This is a genomic window from Thalassospira sp. SN3W, assembly GCF_038070535.1.
GTDB classification, from domain to species: Bacteria; Pseudomonadota; Alphaproteobacteria; order Rhodospirillales; family Thalassospiraceae; genus Thalassospira; species Thalassospira xiamenensis.
Genome location: NZ_CP121124.1, coordinates 4,463,562 through 4,479,329, shown reverse-complemented (window position 1 = coordinate 4,479,329; position 15,768 = coordinate 4,463,562). Strand labels below are relative to the sequence as shown.

Below are 15,768 nucleotides of genomic sequence, written 5' to 3'. Positions count from 1 at the left end.
GGTATCGTGATCGCGCGTATGAAAAATAGCGAATTTGGCGTTTAATAATCCGTCAGGCTTATCAACATAAGATAAGTTCAGAAAAAACAATAAAGTGACCTATCGGGGTAAGGCGGCAGCATATGCCGGAACCATGCAGGAGTATGGTGTGGGGAAAAGACGAACGGGTATTGTTTTGCCGGTACTGGCATTGATGGTACGGGCGTTGACGGTGCAGATCGTGTGGGGGGCGGTTTGCGGCATGGTCCCGGGTTTGACAGGGGCGGTCGCGCAGGAAGTCGGCAAAATCACAGAAGCATCGGCGCAGAAGCCCGAAGTTCTGTTTGCGGTAGGCGAATGGCCGCCGATGATTACGGAAAATGCCGCCGGATACGGCATTCACACCAAGCGGGTGACCGAGGTATTCGAAGCGATGGGATACCGGGTGCGGTATGCTTTTGTGCCGTGGCGGCGTGCTTATGAGCAGACCATTGCGGGGCAGTATGCCGCGACATTCAGCTGGATCTGGACCGACGAACGCGCGGCCGAGGTCCTTTATCCGCGCTATCCAATCGCAAGGGCGCACCAGATCGGATTTTATCGCAAGGACAGGTTTCCCGCCGGGCTTGATATTGACGCAATCGCCGATATTGCCCCCCTGGGGGTGCGTCCGGTCGGGGTTGCCAGTTATTGGTACGAGGTTGAATTTCGCCGTCTGGGCATTCAGGCTGATATTGTCACGTCATCGGAAGCCGCATGGCGGTTTCTGGATGCCGGGCGGGCTGATATCTATTTTGACGAAAAGGATGTCGGCCTGATGGATATGGCGCGGGTTCTGGGCGAGGATGCGGTGAAACGCTATGGCATCACCGATCCGGTGCAATCAGAGAACATGTTCATCCTGTTTTCCAGGGATCACCCGCAAGGCAAAGTGTTGCGCGATGCGTTTGACGGGTTCCTTGATACCCCCGAAGGCCGGGCCATGTGCCGGGGCTGGGGGGTATGTGAACAGACCGCAAGTGCCATGCCCGGACCGAAAATGACGGTTAACGGGCAGGGGAGCGTGCCGGGAAATCCGACCGGGGCAGATCAGGTGGGGGCAGATCAGGTTGGCGGTTTTTGACCGCCTTTTGATGATCCCTTGACCATCAGCGCCCCGATCAAAACCATCGGGATATGTTGCGATAACCATTGCGGTATAGATGTTCGATTTGTCCTATCCTTTTCCCGGTTTGTCCATTCTTCCCATGTGAAATCAGACGTATTCTTTCCTTATTGGAACGGTTCTTGTTCCGGAAAACCAACAAGAATAGTCAAGTGAGGTTTACGTCATGCATGTCCCTGTTGCCATTATCGGCTGCGGTCCTTCGGGGTTGCTGCTTTCGCATCTGCTGCATGTGCAGGGAATTGACAGCATTATCCTTGAACGCAAGGATCGCGCCTATGTCGAGGGGCGCATTCGGGCCGGTGTTCTTGAAATGGGGACGGTCGGCCTGATGGAGCGGGTCGGCGTTGATGCCCGCATGAAGCGCGAGGGCATCATTCATGGCGGCATCTATATCAGTGTCAATGGCAAGCGCCAGCATGTGAATATCGAAGAACTGACCGGTGGTTCGACCGTGATGATTTACGGCCAGACCGAGGTGACCAAGGATCTGATACAGGCGCGCCTTGATCATGGCGGCGAGATCGTGTTCGAGGCGGAGGATGTCAGCCTGCATGATATCGAGACTGACAAGCCGCGTGTTCGATATGTCAAGGATGGCAATCCGGTTGAGCTGAGCTGTGATTATATTGCGGCCTGTGATGGCTTCCACGGGGTCGGGCGGCAGACGATGCCGCAATCGAAACTCAAGACTTATGAAAAGGTGTATCCGTTTGGCTGGCTGGGCGTTCTGGCGAAGGCGAAGCCGGTGGCGGACGAGCTGATTTATGCCAGCCATGACCGGGGATTTGCCCTTTGTTCGATGCGATCCGAAAGTGTCGTGCGCCATTATGTGCAGGTGCCGAGCAGTGATAAGATCGAAGACTGGTCCGATGACCGGTTCTGGAGCGAGCTTCGGGTCCGGCTTGGTGAAGCGGACGGGGAGCTGGTCAATGAGGGCGAGGTGTTTGAAAAAAGCATTGCACCGCTTCGAAGCTTTGTGGCCGAGCCGTTGAGCCACGGGCGTCTGTTCCTGGCGGGGGATGCGGGGCATATCGTGCCGCCGACCGGGGCCAAGGGGCTTAACCTTGCGGCGAGTGACGTGCATTACCTGTCAGAGGCCTTGATCGGTAAATTCAAGCAGAACCGTGATGATTTGCTTGAAGCCTATTCCGATACAGCGCTGGCACGCGTGTGGAAGGCAGAGCGGTTTAGCTGGTGGATGACAACGATGCTGCACACCTTTGATGACCATCACGATTTTGACGGCCGTATCCGTCGCGCCGAACTGGAATATATCCTGTCATCGAAGGCAGGTTTGACGACGCTTGCAGAAAACTATGTCGGTTTGCCTTACTGATTATCTTGCTGATCGGCATGGTTTGGAGCCCCACACTCCGTAATCCGCCCGGATATTTGCAAGGAATGAACGGCCCGTTCCCACGACGGGCCGTTCTTTTTTGTCAAAAGCGGATTTCTGTTGGAAAAATATGTTGGCCGGGGGCGCAGAATGCCGCGGTTTGACGCGGGTGCCTCCAAATGATCACAATCTTGTGTGGAACTTCTTTGGGGTCCGGTTCGTTAAGCAAGTGTCGAATAAGTTAATGGATAACCACAGGAGTTTTATGATGGTGACCAAGACTGATACGGATAATGCAAAACTTCAGGCCGATGTCGAGGCTTTGCGCAAGGATCTTGCCGAAGTCACCAAGACGCTCAGAACGATGGGCAGTGACCGGGCCAATTCTGTTGCCCAATCTGCTGCCGAACGTGTTCGCGAGGTTTCAGGTCAGGTTCATGACCAGTTTGACCATGCGCGCGGCGTTGCCGTTGATCAGGTGCGCGAACGCCCTCTGACTTCGGTTGCCATAACTTTCGGCATTGGCATGCTGGTTGGCGGACTCCTTCGTAAATGATCGATCAGCTTGTTGAAGCGATCACTGAAATCGCAAAGGCCGCCGCCGTAAAGCTGGCGGTCTTTGCGGTTATCGGGGTGACGATCCTGATCGGGATCGGGTTCCTGCTGGCGGCGGTGTTTATTTATCTGGCCGCGCAGTTCGGGACACTTGGTGCTGCCCTTGGTCTTGGGACGGTTCTGGTAGCCCTTGGCTTGGTGGCGCTGGCGATTGTTCTGCAACGCGACCCAAGTGACGGGATCGCACGCGAAGACAAAGCAGGTGCCAAACCGGCACGCGATGAAGATGCGGTTCTGTTTGATATGCTGATCCATGCGGCCCGCGCCGGTTACGCAACCGGGCAGGGCGACAAGCGGCACATGCAGGACGGTCTGGAGCGCCTGTTTGCCGATCTATCGGTCCTTGGCGTGTTTGATCGGCCGGTTGGTTCGACAACAAGCCCCGCCGAACAACCGGGGACGCCAGACCAGCCGGAAAATGGCAGCACGACACCAGATTCAAAAATGGCGGGATAACCGGATGGTTCCCGCCATTTTCATTTCAGATTTCCGAAAGCTTATTCGCCGTGGAAATGCACCGTGCCGATAAAGGGCAGGTTGCGGTTGGCCTGAGCGTAATCGATGCCATAGCCGACGACAAATTCATCGGGAATGTCAAAGCCGCAATAATGGATCGGAATTTCGACTTCGCGGCGCGATGGCTTGTTCAGCAGCGTGCAGATTTCAAGCCGGTTCGGATCGCGGGTTTTAAGCAGGCGGACGACTTCGGACAGGGTATAGCCGGTATCGATGATGTCTTCGACCAGCAGCACGTCCTTGCCGCGGATCTGACCATCCAGATCCTTGACGATGCGGACATTGCGCGAGCTTTCGGTGGAATCGCCGTACGAAGACGCGACCATGAAATCCACTTCGACCGGAACGGTCAGCTTGCGGGCCAGATCGGCGATGAAAACGAACGATCCGCGCAGCAGACCGACAACGATCAGTTTTTCAGTATCTTTGAAGTTTTCATTGATCTTGGCGGCAAGCGCATCGATCTGCGTGGCAATTTCGTCCGCCGTTATCAGCGGCTTGACATCATAATCGGCCATCAATCTCGGTCCTGAAGCGTTGTGGGATGATTTCCCGCTTGCTATCACAAGCTGCCCCCCATGACCAGCCCGTGAATGGTAACAGAAGTATAATCCCGTAGAATTCATGCCCCGTTGCACGCCCTGATTGTGCAACAGTCACCCCATCTATACGACGGCTTTTTCATCAGATGGAAACAGGCAGACGGCAACCGGTCAGGCAGCTTTGAATATCACCGGTTCATCGCCTTCGTGCCATTGGTCATATTTGACCATCGCATCGGCAAACCAGCGGGAATTCAGGAAATCATCAAGCCAGCGTTGCAGATGGACAAAGGGGGCGGCGTCAAAGGCGTCCCTGTCGGTATTGGCGAACTGGCGGATGAAGGGCGCAATGGCAAAATCGGCCAAGGCCGGGCGAGTGCCAAACAGGTATTTGCCAACCGCCAGACGGCCATCAAGCCGGTTGAGGATTTTTTCGGCATCGCGGCGATGTTCGGCCGGATCGGCATCCTCGTAGCGGTTGAAATATTTATAGCGGTCGAGATGATGTTTGAACGGGCCGTCATTTTGCGAAATCAGGGCGAGCATGTCTTCAAGCGTGCCGCTTTCGGGCTCCAGCCATTTTTCCGGGTCATTTTCGGCCAGTGCCCAGACCATGATTTCAAGGCTTTCGTCGATCACGCTGCCATCGGGCAGGATCAGGACGGGCACGGTGGCCTTGGGGGAGGCATCGATCATCGATTGCGGTTTGTCGCGCAGCACGACTTCGCGCAGTTCGACATCGGTGCCGCTGGCCAGCAGGGCCATGCGGGCGCGCATCGCATAGGGGCAGCGACGGAAACTGTATAAGACCGGGCGGGTATCGTGATCAGTCATATAAGTCGATTAGCGCCTGGGGAAATGCATTGCAACCGATTATCGGGCACAAAGCGGATTGTCATGCGTTAGACATTCACGTATCGACTTCCTATGTTCAAAAGACGGACAAGACGGGATCGCGCAAAAAATTGCGTCCTTTGGGGCCTTTTTTGCGCAAGCGGGGTTGATTTCATGGCACAGTTTGTGAAAGGACAATGCCCGTCATTCATTTAGCAAGACCCGTTCGGGGACGTGCGGGCGCAGAGGGTGCGCCATTTGTACGGAACGCGGTCGAAGACCAAAGCCGACCTGGCACAAGCAAGGGACCAGTTACATGACACCGACCGAAATCGCGCGCGTTACAGATTATCTGCGCCGTACTTTTGATAATCCGAAAATTGCCGTCGATGCGCCCAAGCGCAAAGGCCATCCGATTGAAATGCGCGTTGGCGACGAGTTTGTCGGTGTTGTGCACCGTGACGAGGACGAAGGCGAAGTCAGCTATTCGCTGAATATCGTCATCCTTGAAGAAGACCTGCCGCCAGCCGTTTAAGGTTGCGACATTGCCGATACAAACGCCCCGTGCCGATGGCCGGGGCGTTTTGCATTTGGGGATTGGCGTTTGTGCGGGGGGCTGTTCGCGGGAAACAAAAGCGTGTCGGGCACGTTGGGAAAAGGGCCCCCGCGCCCGTTACCCGGTTTGTTTCATTTCAAAGGACAGGCATGATTGACTGGATCGAACAGCACAGCACATTGCTTCAGACCGCGGTCAGCCTTGCGACCTTGCTGGTGTGGATTTTCTATGCGCAATTGCTGTTTCAGAATTACCGCCGGGTGCGGCGGCCCAAAATCGTGATCAACCAGATGCTGGGGAATTCGGAAAATGCGCGGTTCCTGATCAGCAATATGAGTCAGGAAGCGATCCATATCGAAACGGTGGTGATGTGCCTTGGTGGCGGGCAAAACCGCGTTTGCCAGCTTGTGACCGATGCCGACCCGGATGATGGCACGCGCCAGAGTGAACGGAATGACCAGAATGACCAGAATAAAAAGACGGCCCTTTCGGCACGGCTTGACGAGGTGACATTGCAGGGGCCTTTGCCATCAGGCCGGTGTATTGAACTGGGCGCGATGCAACGCCTGCTAAGGCGGTTTGATCACGCGACCCGGCGTGATTACGAAGATGCGGCGGCCTGCAATCCGGTCCGCAATGGCGAGGATTGCCGGGTCGAGATTATCGTGATCGGGGTTTATAGCTCGGAAAAAGGGGTGATCGGGGCCAGCCGGAGCTTTATTTACGACCGAAACGGCCAATTGCGCCCCGAAGAAGTCCAGACCACCCAGCATACCGGCTTTTTCGCCCGCCGCCGGATGGCGCGGCTGCATTCGCGCTATATCTGAGGCAGCATCCCGGCGATGCGGCCGCTTTAGCGCGATTGAAGCAACTGGCGGATTTCATCCGCCGTGGCGACCTTGCCTTCGACGAGAATGCTTTCATCGACCATCAATGCCGGGGTGCGCATGATACCGGCATCAATGATGGCGTTGGTATCGGTGATTTTTTCAAGGTCATAGTCGAGTTCAAGCGCCTGTGCGGCGGCGGAGGCATTTTTGGCGAGTGTCTGGCATTTGGCGCAGCCGCTGCCGTAAATTTTCAATTTCATGGCGGGATTCCTTTATCGATCAGTTTGCGGGCCAGTAATTGCCATAGATGAAACCGGTGATCGTCGCCATGACGATCACAAGCGCGCAATATACCATTGTTTTCTGTGTGCCGATGACGGTCCGGATCACCAGCATATTGGGGAGCGACAGGGCCGGACCGGCCAGAAGCAGCGAAAGGGCGGGGCCTTTGCCCATTCCGGCCCCCATCAATGCCTGTACAATCGGGACTTCGGTCAGGGTCGAGAAATACATGAATGCGCCAAGGACCGAGGCCAGGATTGTCGATTTCAGGGAATTGTCGCCGACGGCGGCATTGACCCAGCGGGCGGGGATCAGGCCGTCATGGCCGGGACGGCCCAGCAGCAGGCCCGCGACAAACACCCCGATCACCAGAAGCGGCAGGATCTGTTTGGTGAAATCCCAGCTTTGATCGGCCCATTCACGGTCTTTCGGGCGCGAAAGTGCGATCAGCATCATGCCACCAATCCCGACGGCAAAGGCAAGTTGCGGCGCATCTGGGACAATCAGGGCGGCAAGGATGACCAGCCCGGCCAGTAGCAGCAGATGCGTTGCCGACCAGTTGAACTGCCAGATCAGCAACACCGCAAGCCCGGCCGAAAGCACAATGGTGATCAGCCATTTATGGTTGAAAACCGCCATCCAGATCGAATTTTCAACCGGTGCCCAATTGGCAAAGACCAGAACCGCAATCATCAGGGCGAAAAACGTGATGGTGGTGCCAAGCGGCTTTTCGGTATCCGTGGCGGCAAAGCCGCGCGCCGATGTTTTGGCCCTTGCGGCTTCTTCGCGGCGATAGATCAGATGCATGATCATGCCGATCACAATGGCAAAAGCAATTGCGCCAACACCGCGTGCAATGCCGATTTCCGCACCAAGAATTTTGGCCGTGACCACAATGGCAATGATGTTGATCGCCGGGCCGGAATAGAGGAAAGCAATGGCCGGGCCCAGACCGGCCCCGCGTTTGTAAATGCCACCAAACAGGGGCAATACCGTGCAGGAACACACCGCCAGAAGCGTCCCCGAGATCGCGGCAACACCCAGGGCAATCGGTCGGGATGCATCGGGGCCAAGATACTGCATGACCGATCCCTGACTGATATAAACCGCCATCGCACCGGCAATGACAAAGGCGGGCAGAAGGCACAGGATGACATGTTCGCGCGCATACCAGTTGGTCAGGCGGACGGCTTCGAGGACGGCATTGTCAAAACGTTGGGTGCCAGCAGGAATAAAATAGATCGCAAGAAAGCCCGCCAGAACAAGGGCCGCCAGATGCGCCTCTTTCGGGTTGTCGCGATAAAGTGTCCGCAAAGAGTTGAGCATGCCATCCCCCAGACTGGATCAATATTGCAATCTAGCGGGTTTGAAAGAGCAAAACCCTGATCTAGCGCAAGATCAGGGTTTTGTTTGAGCAATAGAAGGGAATGTCTGATTGCGATGGTTCGGGCCGATCAAGCGTCAAAATCCGTTGATGTGGTGATGTGTTCCCATTGGGTGAATTCGGCTTGCAGGTCATCAAGTTTGGTGCGCACCAGCGACAGCGCATCGCGCCCCAGCAGCAGATGCACCGGCGGATTGGGGGCATTCAGGATATCCATCACCGCCTTTGCGGCCTTGGCGGGATCACCGGCCTGATTGCCGCTTTTGGCTTCACGGGCTTTGCGGATTGGATCAAACAGGGCGTCATAATCGGAAATGCTGCGGTCGGAGCGAACCATGGAACGCCCGGCCCAGTCGGTGCGGAATGATCCCGGCTCAATCGCGGTGACATGAATGCCAAGCCCGACGACTTCGCTGGCCAGTGTTTCGCTGATGCCTTCAAGGGCGAATTTGCTGCCGCAATAGTACGAGATGCCGGGCATGGTGATGAAGCCGCCCATCGAGGTGACATTGAGGATATGGCCGCGTCTGCGTTGGCGCATATGGGGCAGGACGGCCTTGATCATCGCGACCGCGCCAAACACATTGACCCGGAATTGGGCTTCGAGTTCGGCAAGCGGGGATTCTTCAAGCAATCCTTCGTGACCATATCCGGCATTGTTGATCAGAACGTCAATCGGGCCGATATCGGTTTCGATCTTTTCAACCGCGCCGGGGATGGCGTCAAAATCCGTGACATCAAGGATGATGCCGGTGGTCTGTGCCGGGGACAGGGCGGTGAAGGCGGCAAGGTCACCCTGTTTGCGGACCGTGCCGATGACATGGTGGCCTTCGGCAATTGCCGCCGTGGCAAAGGCGCGGCCAAAGCCGGAGCTGACACCGGTGATCAGGATGTTTTTCGGATTTGTGGTCGTGGTCATTCGCGATGGTCCTTTGTGCAATCGGGCAAGCCATGCGGGGCAGGCTTGGGACGTGATGTGTCGTGATGTGATGACCAAGGCTAGTGATATCTGATTGTTTGGTATATGGGTTAAAGTCTGCATGGACTGTTTAAAAAGGAATGTATTATGCGCGGGCGGGAATATGCCGAACTTGAAGCCTTTGTCGCCGTGGTCGAAGAAGGCAATTTCAGGCGTGCGGCGGCACGGCTGCGCATTTCGGCATCGTCGTTAAGCCAGACGATTGGCAATCTTGAAGATCGGCTGGGTGTGAACCTTTTGCAGCGAACCACGCGCAGCACATCACTGACCGAGCCGGGAAAGCGGCTTTTTGAACGGTTTCGCCCGGCGATGGCCGAAATGGCCTTTGCGGTGGAAGATATCATGCAGTTTCAGGGGCGACCGGCGGGGACGGTGCGGCTTTTGCTGCCAAGGCTTGCGCTTGCGACCCAGATCGAGCCGTGGCTTGGCGCGTTTCACGAAAAATATCCCGATGTGGTTCTGGAACTTGTGATCGAGGATGCGCCGCTTGATATCGTTGATGCCGGATATGACCTTGGCATTACGCTGGGCGAGTTATTGCAAAAGGATATGGTCGCGGTCAGGCTGGGCCCGGATATCCATCAGCTTGCCGTGGCGTCGCCCGATTATCTGGCGCGATATGGGGTGCCGCAAACACCGGCCGATCTGCACGGGCATAAATGCATCAATTGGCGCAAACCGGGGCGCAGGAAGCTTTATAACTGGGAATTTTGCGTTGACGGGCGATGGATCAGCGTTGCGGTCGATGGGCCACTGATCGTGTCGCACCGTGATACGGCGTTAAAGGCGGCGGCACAGGGGGTGGGGATTGCGTTTGCCTATTGGTCGTCGCGCTGGATGCAGCCGATGATCGATGACGGGTCGCTTGTGCCGGTTCTGGAAGAGTTTTCACCGCCCTTTCCGGGCTGGTATCTTTATTATCCGAAGCAGCGGGCGACACCGCCCGCTGTTCGTGCATTGATCGATTTTCTGCGTCACTGCCATCAGGAACGGGAAGGCCGGGACGCATAGCCTGCATGTCACGCGGCCTGGGCGTCCTCGGCCTTGATGACCTTGTGGTTGTCTTCGTTCAGGCCAAGTTTCCAGTAGCTTGAGATATAAAGATCATCCTTCCCAAGCCCCCGATCATTGCGGAAATGATCGCGCAGCATTTTCATCGCGGTAAATTCGCATGCGGCCCAGACCGACGGGCGACCATCAGCCCAGGGCAGTTTTTTCACCACATCGGGCAGGGCATTGGCATTTTCGCCCGGATGCGGGTTGATCACCCATTCGATGGTGACGTTTTCGGGCTTTTGCAAATCCTGCATATCGGCCTCGGACGCGATTTCGATCACGGCGTAACCGCGTGCATCGGATGGCAGCGTTTCCAGATTGACCGAAATGGCGGGCAGGGCCGTCATATCGCCGACAATCAGGAACCAGTCGGCGGTGGGATCAACCAGCTTTTTCGGGCCGGGGCCGCCGATGGTGATCAGGTCGCCGGGCTTGCAATTGACCGCCCAGTTCGAGGCCGGGCCGCCATGATCGTTATCATCGGAACCATCGCCATGCATGACGAAATCGATATCGATTTCGCGACCCTGATCGGTGATGCGGTCATGACGCACGGTATAGGTCCGGCGCAGAACGCGGTCCTTTTCATCGCCGTCAATCGGGAAGATCAGTTTGACATAGGCGCTTTCCTGATCGTCGGGGAAGGATGCGATGCCGTCACCGCCCAGGGTCACGCGCAGCATATTGGGCGTGATATAGGTTTTGCGGATCACGGTCAGATCGCGGGGTGCTGGTCTGTTCATTCCAAGCTCCTGTAGGGATTATCTGTTTTCGGATTCCAGATTGTCGGCCATCAGGCTGGCAATTTCGTTGAAATCCGTGATTTGTTTCTGGCTTAAACCGGTGGCCATGCGCGTGCGGATTTTGGCTTCTACGGCACGGTATTCTTCCATCAGCGCATCGCCCTTTGGCGTCAAATGCAGGGTCTGGCTTCGCCCGTCTTCGGGATGGGGGCGGCGTTCGATCAATCCGTTTTCTTCGAGTTCCTTGATAAGCCGCGTGATGCGGCCCTTGTCCTGCCCGGTGCGGGCGGCGATTTGCTGTGCGGTGACGCCGGGGCTTTTGATGATCCATTTCAGGGTGCGCATCTGCGAGATCGGAAGCGGCATATCGGCATCCTGCAAACTTTCGCGCATGGCGCGCTTGAAAGCATGGACCAGCCGGTGAAGGGTTTCGCCGGGGACATGCGCATTTGCGGGTTTGGTTGTTGGCGTTTCCGTTGGCGTTTTCGTCGGCGTTTCCATGGGCTTACTCATCGATATGTTTCTGGCTTGCGCGTTCGCAAGGTGTTTTCTGGTTCGTTATGACGGCTTTGCGTCGGCTTCATAGCCGTGCGGGGCGATGATGCCGGTGCGGATCGCATATTTGCGGCCCTCGCAAATGGCGGCCGATATCAGGGCAAAGCCCGCCGCAACCCCCATGATCGCACTCAGATCAAACGCACCACCCGTGCCGATCAGGATCGCGGCCAGGGCGGCACCAACCGATTGCCCGGTCAGGCGGGCGGTGGCGAGCATCCCGCCCGCACCGCCGCTGCGGTCGCGTGGGGCGCTTGTCATCATCAGGCGGTTATTGGGCGACTGGAACAGGCCAAAACCAACGCCGCAGATCATCAGGCAGGCAATGATCGCAAGGGCTGTATGCGGGCTTCCGGCCGGGATCAGGGTGACGGCAAACAGGCCGATGGCAAAAATCCCCATGCCGATCCCGGTCAGATGGATGGGTGAATATCGATCAGCCAGCCGCCCGGCAATCGGGGCGATGATGGCGGTGGCGACGGGCCACGGCGTCATCAGAAGGCCGGTATCGACAGCACTATAATGCAGCACGTCATGGAAATAGAATGGGAGTGCGACAAAGGCGATGAATTGCGCGCAAAAGCCCGCAATCGATGACCCGATGGAGCAGGCAAAGACCGGACGGGCCAGCAGATCAAGCGGCAGCATCGGCCGTTCCCGCGAAAACTGGCGGCGGACAAGGAAGAAACCGGCGGTGATCGCAATCACGAACTGGCCCGCGATCAGCATCGGGTGGCTTTGGGTGCCGACATTGCCAAGGGCCGAAATCAGCCCGCCGAATGCCAGCACGTTCAGGAATGCGCTTATATAGTCAAACCGGGTGCGGGTTGGTTTGGTATAGGGCAGGGCGAAGGTGCCAAGAACAATGGCGATGATCGAAATCGGGATATTGATCAGAAACAGCCAGTGCCATGTCGTCACCGCGAGAATGGCCGAGGCGATGGTCGGCCCGGCGGCGGCGGAGATCGACACCACCATGGCAATCAGCCCGATGGCCCGGCCAAGTTTTGCCTGCGGGACGCTGTGGCGCATAAGGGCTGCGTTGATGCTCATCAGCGCCGCACCCCCCAGACCCTGCAACACGCGGGCGAAGGTCAGGAATTCGATATTGGGGGAATAGGCGCACAGGGCGGACGCAATGCCGAAAATCACCATCCCGGCCAGATAGACCTTGCGAAAGCCAATCGCCTCGCCAAGGGCGGATAGCGGCAGCAGGGCGACGACAACCGCCAACTGATAGGCGGTGATGACCCAGATGGCGTGCGCCGGGCTGACATTCTGATCGTGGGCAATGGCGGGCAGGGCGACATTCATGATCGACCCGTCAAGCACGGCCATCATGACGGTCAGTAACACGGCGATCATGGCGAATGACCGCTGGGGCTGCGGCAATCCGTCGGCGTGGATGGTTTTTGATATCTTCATGTGGGGCAACATTCCGAAAACAAAGCGTGCGGTGGCAAGAGGCGGCGCGAGGAGCGGGCAAGCAGGGCAAAATGCCACCCGATATCGCGGTTGCAGGCACGGTTATATGGTTGACTTTATCAACCAATATAAAATGTGGTTGATTTTGTCAACTTGTTTTCGAGGCTGTTCTTCTGGGGCTGTCCTTAGGGGTAGTGTTCGGAGGTATATTAGAGGTGTATCATTCGGGATGAATAAGGGAGGGCAGATTGATGAAAATGATGATGGTTCTGGGGATCAGTGCGCTGTTTGCGATGGGGGCCGCGCCGATGCCGACATATGCCGCACAGGGTTCAATCGCGTTTGATCAGGCGGTTGAGCATGGCGGCGGCTGCCGCAAAAGCTCCCCGCCGGGGCAGTGTTGCCATATGGATAACAGGGCGGGGGCGGTGCATTGTCATTGAGTGTTATACTTTATAGGGACAAAAATAAATCTGTCCCCTTTTTATTGAAGGTTGATGAGGAAGATTTGGAGTCTTGGCCGTAAGAGTGATGTTCGATGATGCTGTTTTATGTTTATTTAGAATATCCATGAGAATGGAACGTATTCTATTCTCTTGCATTTGTTGCATCTGATTTTGTCTGTCATGATTAATTTGACTGTATTGTATTTTGTTATTTTTATATTGTTTTACAGTTTTGCAATTTACCTCATTTTTTAATACGTTTTTATTTCTTTTTCAATTTTTTCAGGGGATCATTTCACTGAAAGAGGCATAGCTGTATATGGTTCTGTAAAGAAAAGCGCTGTTTGACCCAGGGTCGGCTGGTTTCATTTTAAAAATAGTTGATAAATTATTTGTGTTGAATAAAGTAGTATGTACGGAAGATTTTCGTATAAATGATAATATACATCTTCTGATATTGGGCTCTTAAATATAAAATTAAAATTGTGAGAGCTGCTTGTTATCTCTGGATTTTGATTGGTTATTAAATGAACAGAGTGTTGAAATAGTTTTTCAAATCCATTTTCATTTTCTTTTCTGAATATTGTTTCTTCAATTTTCTTTCCAGAAAAAATACTGGGAATCTGAGTTTTGACACAGCTTGATCAAAAATGGTGACGCGTTTTCCTCCAAGAGCCCTTTGCGTTAAGCGGTTTGGATTGCCGGTATTGAATTCATTATAGAAGCTATCTTCATCCCCAAGAATCCAAGATAAATAAAGAAGATTATCTTTTAGAGGTTTCCTAAGAAGATTAAACCCTACTATGAATTTTCTTTTCTCAAAGCATTTCAATGATTCATATATGTGATGTAAATAATCGCTGACTAATCCAATTATTATAGTGTTTATCTGAGCTCTCTTCGCGAGATCATGATGCCCAATTGCCTCCATTGCAGAAATAGTATTTTCTTTATCTGCTATACTGAGGAATTTTTCTTTTTGGGTGTCGTTTTCAAATTCTACAGTGACTATGTGTGCTCGTGCTTCTTCATATTCTTTCAGCATTTGGACGGATTGGTCATGTAGAAAAAAACATAGCTCATGTAAGCATCTCAGCTCTTCAGGAAGGTTTCTTAGCCTATTTCTAGGGATTAAGCCTATGTGCTTCATGACGTCAACTGTGCTGCCTGTCAGGTTCTTCCGAGAATTCTATTTTAATCAATTGCAATCAGTCGATAATTTTTTCCTTTTTCCGAAAACAAGGCTCGGCAAGAACTCATTAAGCCAAACACCCACTCAATAAATACCCCCCCGTCGGGGCTTCCCAATCGACCATCTCGCCCACGCAATAGGTGCCGGGGCGTTTTTTGAGTTGGAAATTTTCGTCGAGTTCTTCCCATGCCACACCGCCCGCCGTGCTGATCGCCTCGTCAATCGGGCGGGGTTTGGTGATTTTAAGCGGTAGGGCCTTGATCGTGATTGCCAGTTTGGCGGGGTCGTTCAGGGTTTCGCGCGGGGTGGTTTCGAAAACGAGGGCGGTTTTGGTGGCGTCCAGACCAAGTGTTTTGCGCAGGTGATTGCCAAGCGAGTTTTTGCCGCGTGGTTTGGCAAGGCGCGCGGTGACGTCGGCCAGGTCGCGGTCAGGCGTTAGGTCGAGCGTCACGATGGCATCGCCGGTTTCAAGCCACTGATCGCGAAGCGGGGCCGAGATGGCATAGACCGCACTGCCTTCGATCCCGGTTCTGGAAATCACGAATTCGCCGCGCACGGTTTGCGGGCCGGATTTGGTTTCGACCGTTAGCGTCACGGCCTTGACAGGTGACCCCGCGCATTTATCGATCAGATGGTCGGTCCAGGCGACGTCAAAACCGCAATTGGCCGGTTTGAACGGGTTGCAGGTGATCCCGGCGGATTTCAGGATTTCCATCCATTTGCCATCCGATCCCAGCCGCTTCCAGCTTCCGCCGCCCAATGCCAGAACGGTGATATCCGCCGTGGCCGTCACTTCGCCGTCCGGGGTTTTGAAAACGGCATTTTCGGTTTCATCCCAGCCGGTCCAGTAATGGCGGTAATGGATTTTGCAGCCCAAATCATCCAGACGACGCAGCCAGGCGCGCAAAAGCGGGCTTGCCTTCATCGCGGTCGGGAAAACGCGGCCAGATGATCCGACAAAGGTTTCGATGCCAAGCCCGGCACACCAGTCGCGGATTTCGTTGGGGCCGAATTTGCGCAAGTGCGGTTCAAGCCGTGCGCGCGAGGTGCCATAGCGCGACAAAAACGTTTCGAGGTCTTCGGCATGGGTGATGTTCAGCCCCGATTTCCCGGCCATCAGGAATTTGCGCCCGGCACTTGGCATGCCCTCATAGATCGTGACCGCATGACCGGACCCGGCGAGGCGCTCGGCCGCCATCAGCCCCGCCGGACCCGCACCAATGATCATCGCGGTTTTGCCGTTTGGTTTTGGGGCTGGGGTATCGGGGTTTGATGACATTGGTGGCCTTTGTGCGTGGGGCTATGTCAGGCGGTTTTAGCCGGTTTGGCG

General features: G+C 55.2%; 18 protein-coding genes. 8 read left to right on the top strand and 10 right to left on the bottom strand.

All coding sequences use genetic code 11. The features are described 5' to 3' along the window. The first annotated feature begins 148 nt into the window (after window positions 1–148). The 4 genes from P8T57_RS20645 (at window position 149) to P8T57_RS20630 (ending at window position 3,554) form a co-directional block, all read left to right on the top strand. A complete protein-coding gene (locus P8T57_RS20645; RefSeq protein ID WP_341364163.1) occupies window positions 149–1,102 on the top strand; it encodes a transporter substrate-binding domain-containing protein in 954 nt (317 codons plus the stop codon). 208 nt (window positions 1,103–1,310) lie between these two features. After that, entirely contained in the window at window positions 1,311–2,483 is a 1,173-nt protein-coding gene (gene pobA, locus P8T57_RS20640; protein WP_341364162.1) for a 4-hydroxybenzoate 3-monooxygenase, read from the top strand. Window positions 2,484–2,748: 265 nt separating this feature from the next. Next, window positions 2,749–3,039 (top strand): hypothetical protein, encoded by a 291-nt coding sequence (locus P8T57_RS20635; protein WP_341364161.1) that lies wholly within the window; start codon window positions 2,749–2,751, stop codon window positions 3,037–3,039. Continuing rightward, window positions 3,036–3,554 (top strand): hypothetical protein, encoded by a 519-nt coding sequence (locus P8T57_RS20630; RefSeq protein WP_341364160.1) that lies wholly within the window; start codon window positions 3,036–3,038, stop codon window positions 3,552–3,554. The genes P8T57_RS20635 and P8T57_RS20630 overlap by 4 nt, the downstream gene beginning before the upstream one ends. Window positions 3,555–3,595: 41 nt before the next feature. Here the strand turns inward: P8T57_RS20630 and hpt are convergent, their stop codons facing one another. Further along, complete coding sequence (hpt, locus tag P8T57_RS20625; RefSeq protein ID WP_063091850.1) at window positions 3,596–4,132, bottom strand: hypoxanthine phosphoribosyltransferase; 537 nt, start codon at window positions 4,130–4,132, stop codon at window positions 3,596–3,598. Between the two features lie 195 nt (window positions 4,133–4,327). Further along, window positions 4,328–4,990, bottom strand: a complete 663-nt coding sequence (locus P8T57_RS20620) for a glutathione S-transferase (RefSeq protein WP_341364159.1) — start codon at window positions 4,988–4,990, stop codon at window positions 4,328–4,330. 316 nt (window positions 4,991–5,306) lie between these two features. On the opposite strand from P8T57_RS20620, the gene P8T57_RS20615 reads away from it, so the two are divergent. Together P8T57_RS20615 and P8T57_RS20610 are read left to right on the top strand one after the other, a co-directional pair. Continuing rightward, window positions 5,307–5,525: a DUF3126 family protein gene (locus tag P8T57_RS20615; RefSeq protein ID WP_007089297.1), complete on the top strand. Its 219-nt coding sequence runs from the start codon at window positions 5,307–5,309 to the stop codon at window positions 5,523–5,525. A gap of 170 nt (window positions 5,526–5,695) precedes the next feature. Further along, complete coding sequence (locus P8T57_RS20610; RefSeq protein ID WP_341364158.1) at window positions 5,696–6,373, top strand: hypothetical protein; 678 nt, start codon at window positions 5,696–5,698, stop codon at window positions 6,371–6,373. Between the two features lie 26 nt (window positions 6,374–6,399). Here P8T57_RS20610 and P8T57_RS20605 read toward each other — a convergent pair whose 3' ends face one another. From P8T57_RS20605 to P8T57_RS20595, 3 genes are all read right to left on the bottom strand, one after another. After that, entirely contained in the window at window positions 6,400–6,636 is a 237-nt protein-coding gene (locus P8T57_RS20605) for a thioredoxin family protein (protein ID WP_071239764.1), read from the bottom strand. Between the two features lie 19 nt (window positions 6,637–6,655). Next, window positions 6,656–7,984, bottom strand: coding sequence for a permease (locus P8T57_RS20600; protein ID WP_341364157.1), 1,329 nt, complete (start codon window positions 7,982–7,984; stop codon window positions 6,656–6,658). 128 nt (window positions 7,985–8,112) lie between these two features. After that, window positions 8,113–8,961, bottom strand: a complete 849-nt coding sequence (locus tag P8T57_RS20595) for an oxidoreductase (protein WP_341364156.1) — start codon at window positions 8,959–8,961, stop codon at window positions 8,113–8,115. Window positions 8,962–9,108: 147 nt separating this feature from the next. Between P8T57_RS20595 and P8T57_RS20590 the strand changes: the two genes are divergently transcribed. Then, a complete protein-coding gene (locus P8T57_RS20590) occupies window positions 9,109–10,032 on the top strand; it encodes a LysR family transcriptional regulator (protein WP_341364155.1) in 924 nt (307 codons plus the stop codon). 8 nt (window positions 10,033–10,040) lie between these two features. On the opposite strand, the gene P8T57_RS20585 is transcribed toward P8T57_RS20590, so the two are convergent. From P8T57_RS20585 to P8T57_RS20575, 3 genes are read right to left on the bottom strand one after another with little or no spacing between them, the layout of a single operon-like run. Continuing rightward, window positions 10,041–10,820 (bottom strand): siderophore-interacting protein, encoded by a 780-nt coding sequence (locus P8T57_RS20585; RefSeq protein ID WP_341364154.1) that lies wholly within the window; start codon window positions 10,818–10,820, stop codon window positions 10,041–10,043. 18 nt (window positions 10,821–10,838) lie between these two features. Beyond that, window positions 10,839–11,333, bottom strand: a complete 495-nt coding sequence (locus tag P8T57_RS20580) for a MarR family winged helix-turn-helix transcriptional regulator (protein ID WP_341364153.1) — start codon at window positions 11,331–11,333, stop codon at window positions 10,839–10,841. A 45-nt stretch (window positions 11,334–11,378) separates the two neighbouring features. Then, window positions 11,379–12,800 carry an MFS transporter gene (locus P8T57_RS20575; RefSeq protein ID WP_341364152.1) on the bottom strand — a complete coding sequence of 474 codons (1,422 nt, stop codon included), beginning with the start codon at window positions 12,798–12,800 and terminating at the stop codon, window positions 11,379–11,381. Between the two features lie 251 nt (window positions 12,801–13,051). Between P8T57_RS20575 and P8T57_RS20570 the strand changes: the two genes are divergently transcribed. Continuing rightward, complete coding sequence (locus tag P8T57_RS20570) at window positions 13,052–13,243, top strand: hypothetical protein (protein ID WP_341364151.1); 192 nt, start codon at window positions 13,052–13,054, stop codon at window positions 13,241–13,243. Between the two features lie 526 nt (window positions 13,244–13,769). Here P8T57_RS20570 and P8T57_RS20565 read toward each other — a convergent pair. Together P8T57_RS20565 and P8T57_RS20560 are read right to left on the bottom strand one after the other, a co-directional pair. Then, window positions 13,770–14,291: a hypothetical protein gene (locus P8T57_RS20565; protein WP_341364150.1), complete on the bottom strand. Its 522-nt coding sequence runs from the start codon at window positions 14,289–14,291 to the stop codon at window positions 13,770–13,772. Between the two features lie 214 nt (window positions 14,292–14,505). Then, complete coding sequence (locus P8T57_RS20560) at window positions 14,506–15,717, bottom strand: TIGR03862 family flavoprotein (protein WP_341364149.1); 1,212 nt, start codon at window positions 15,715–15,717, stop codon at window positions 14,506–14,508. Window positions 15,718–15,768 lie beyond the last annotated feature (51 nt).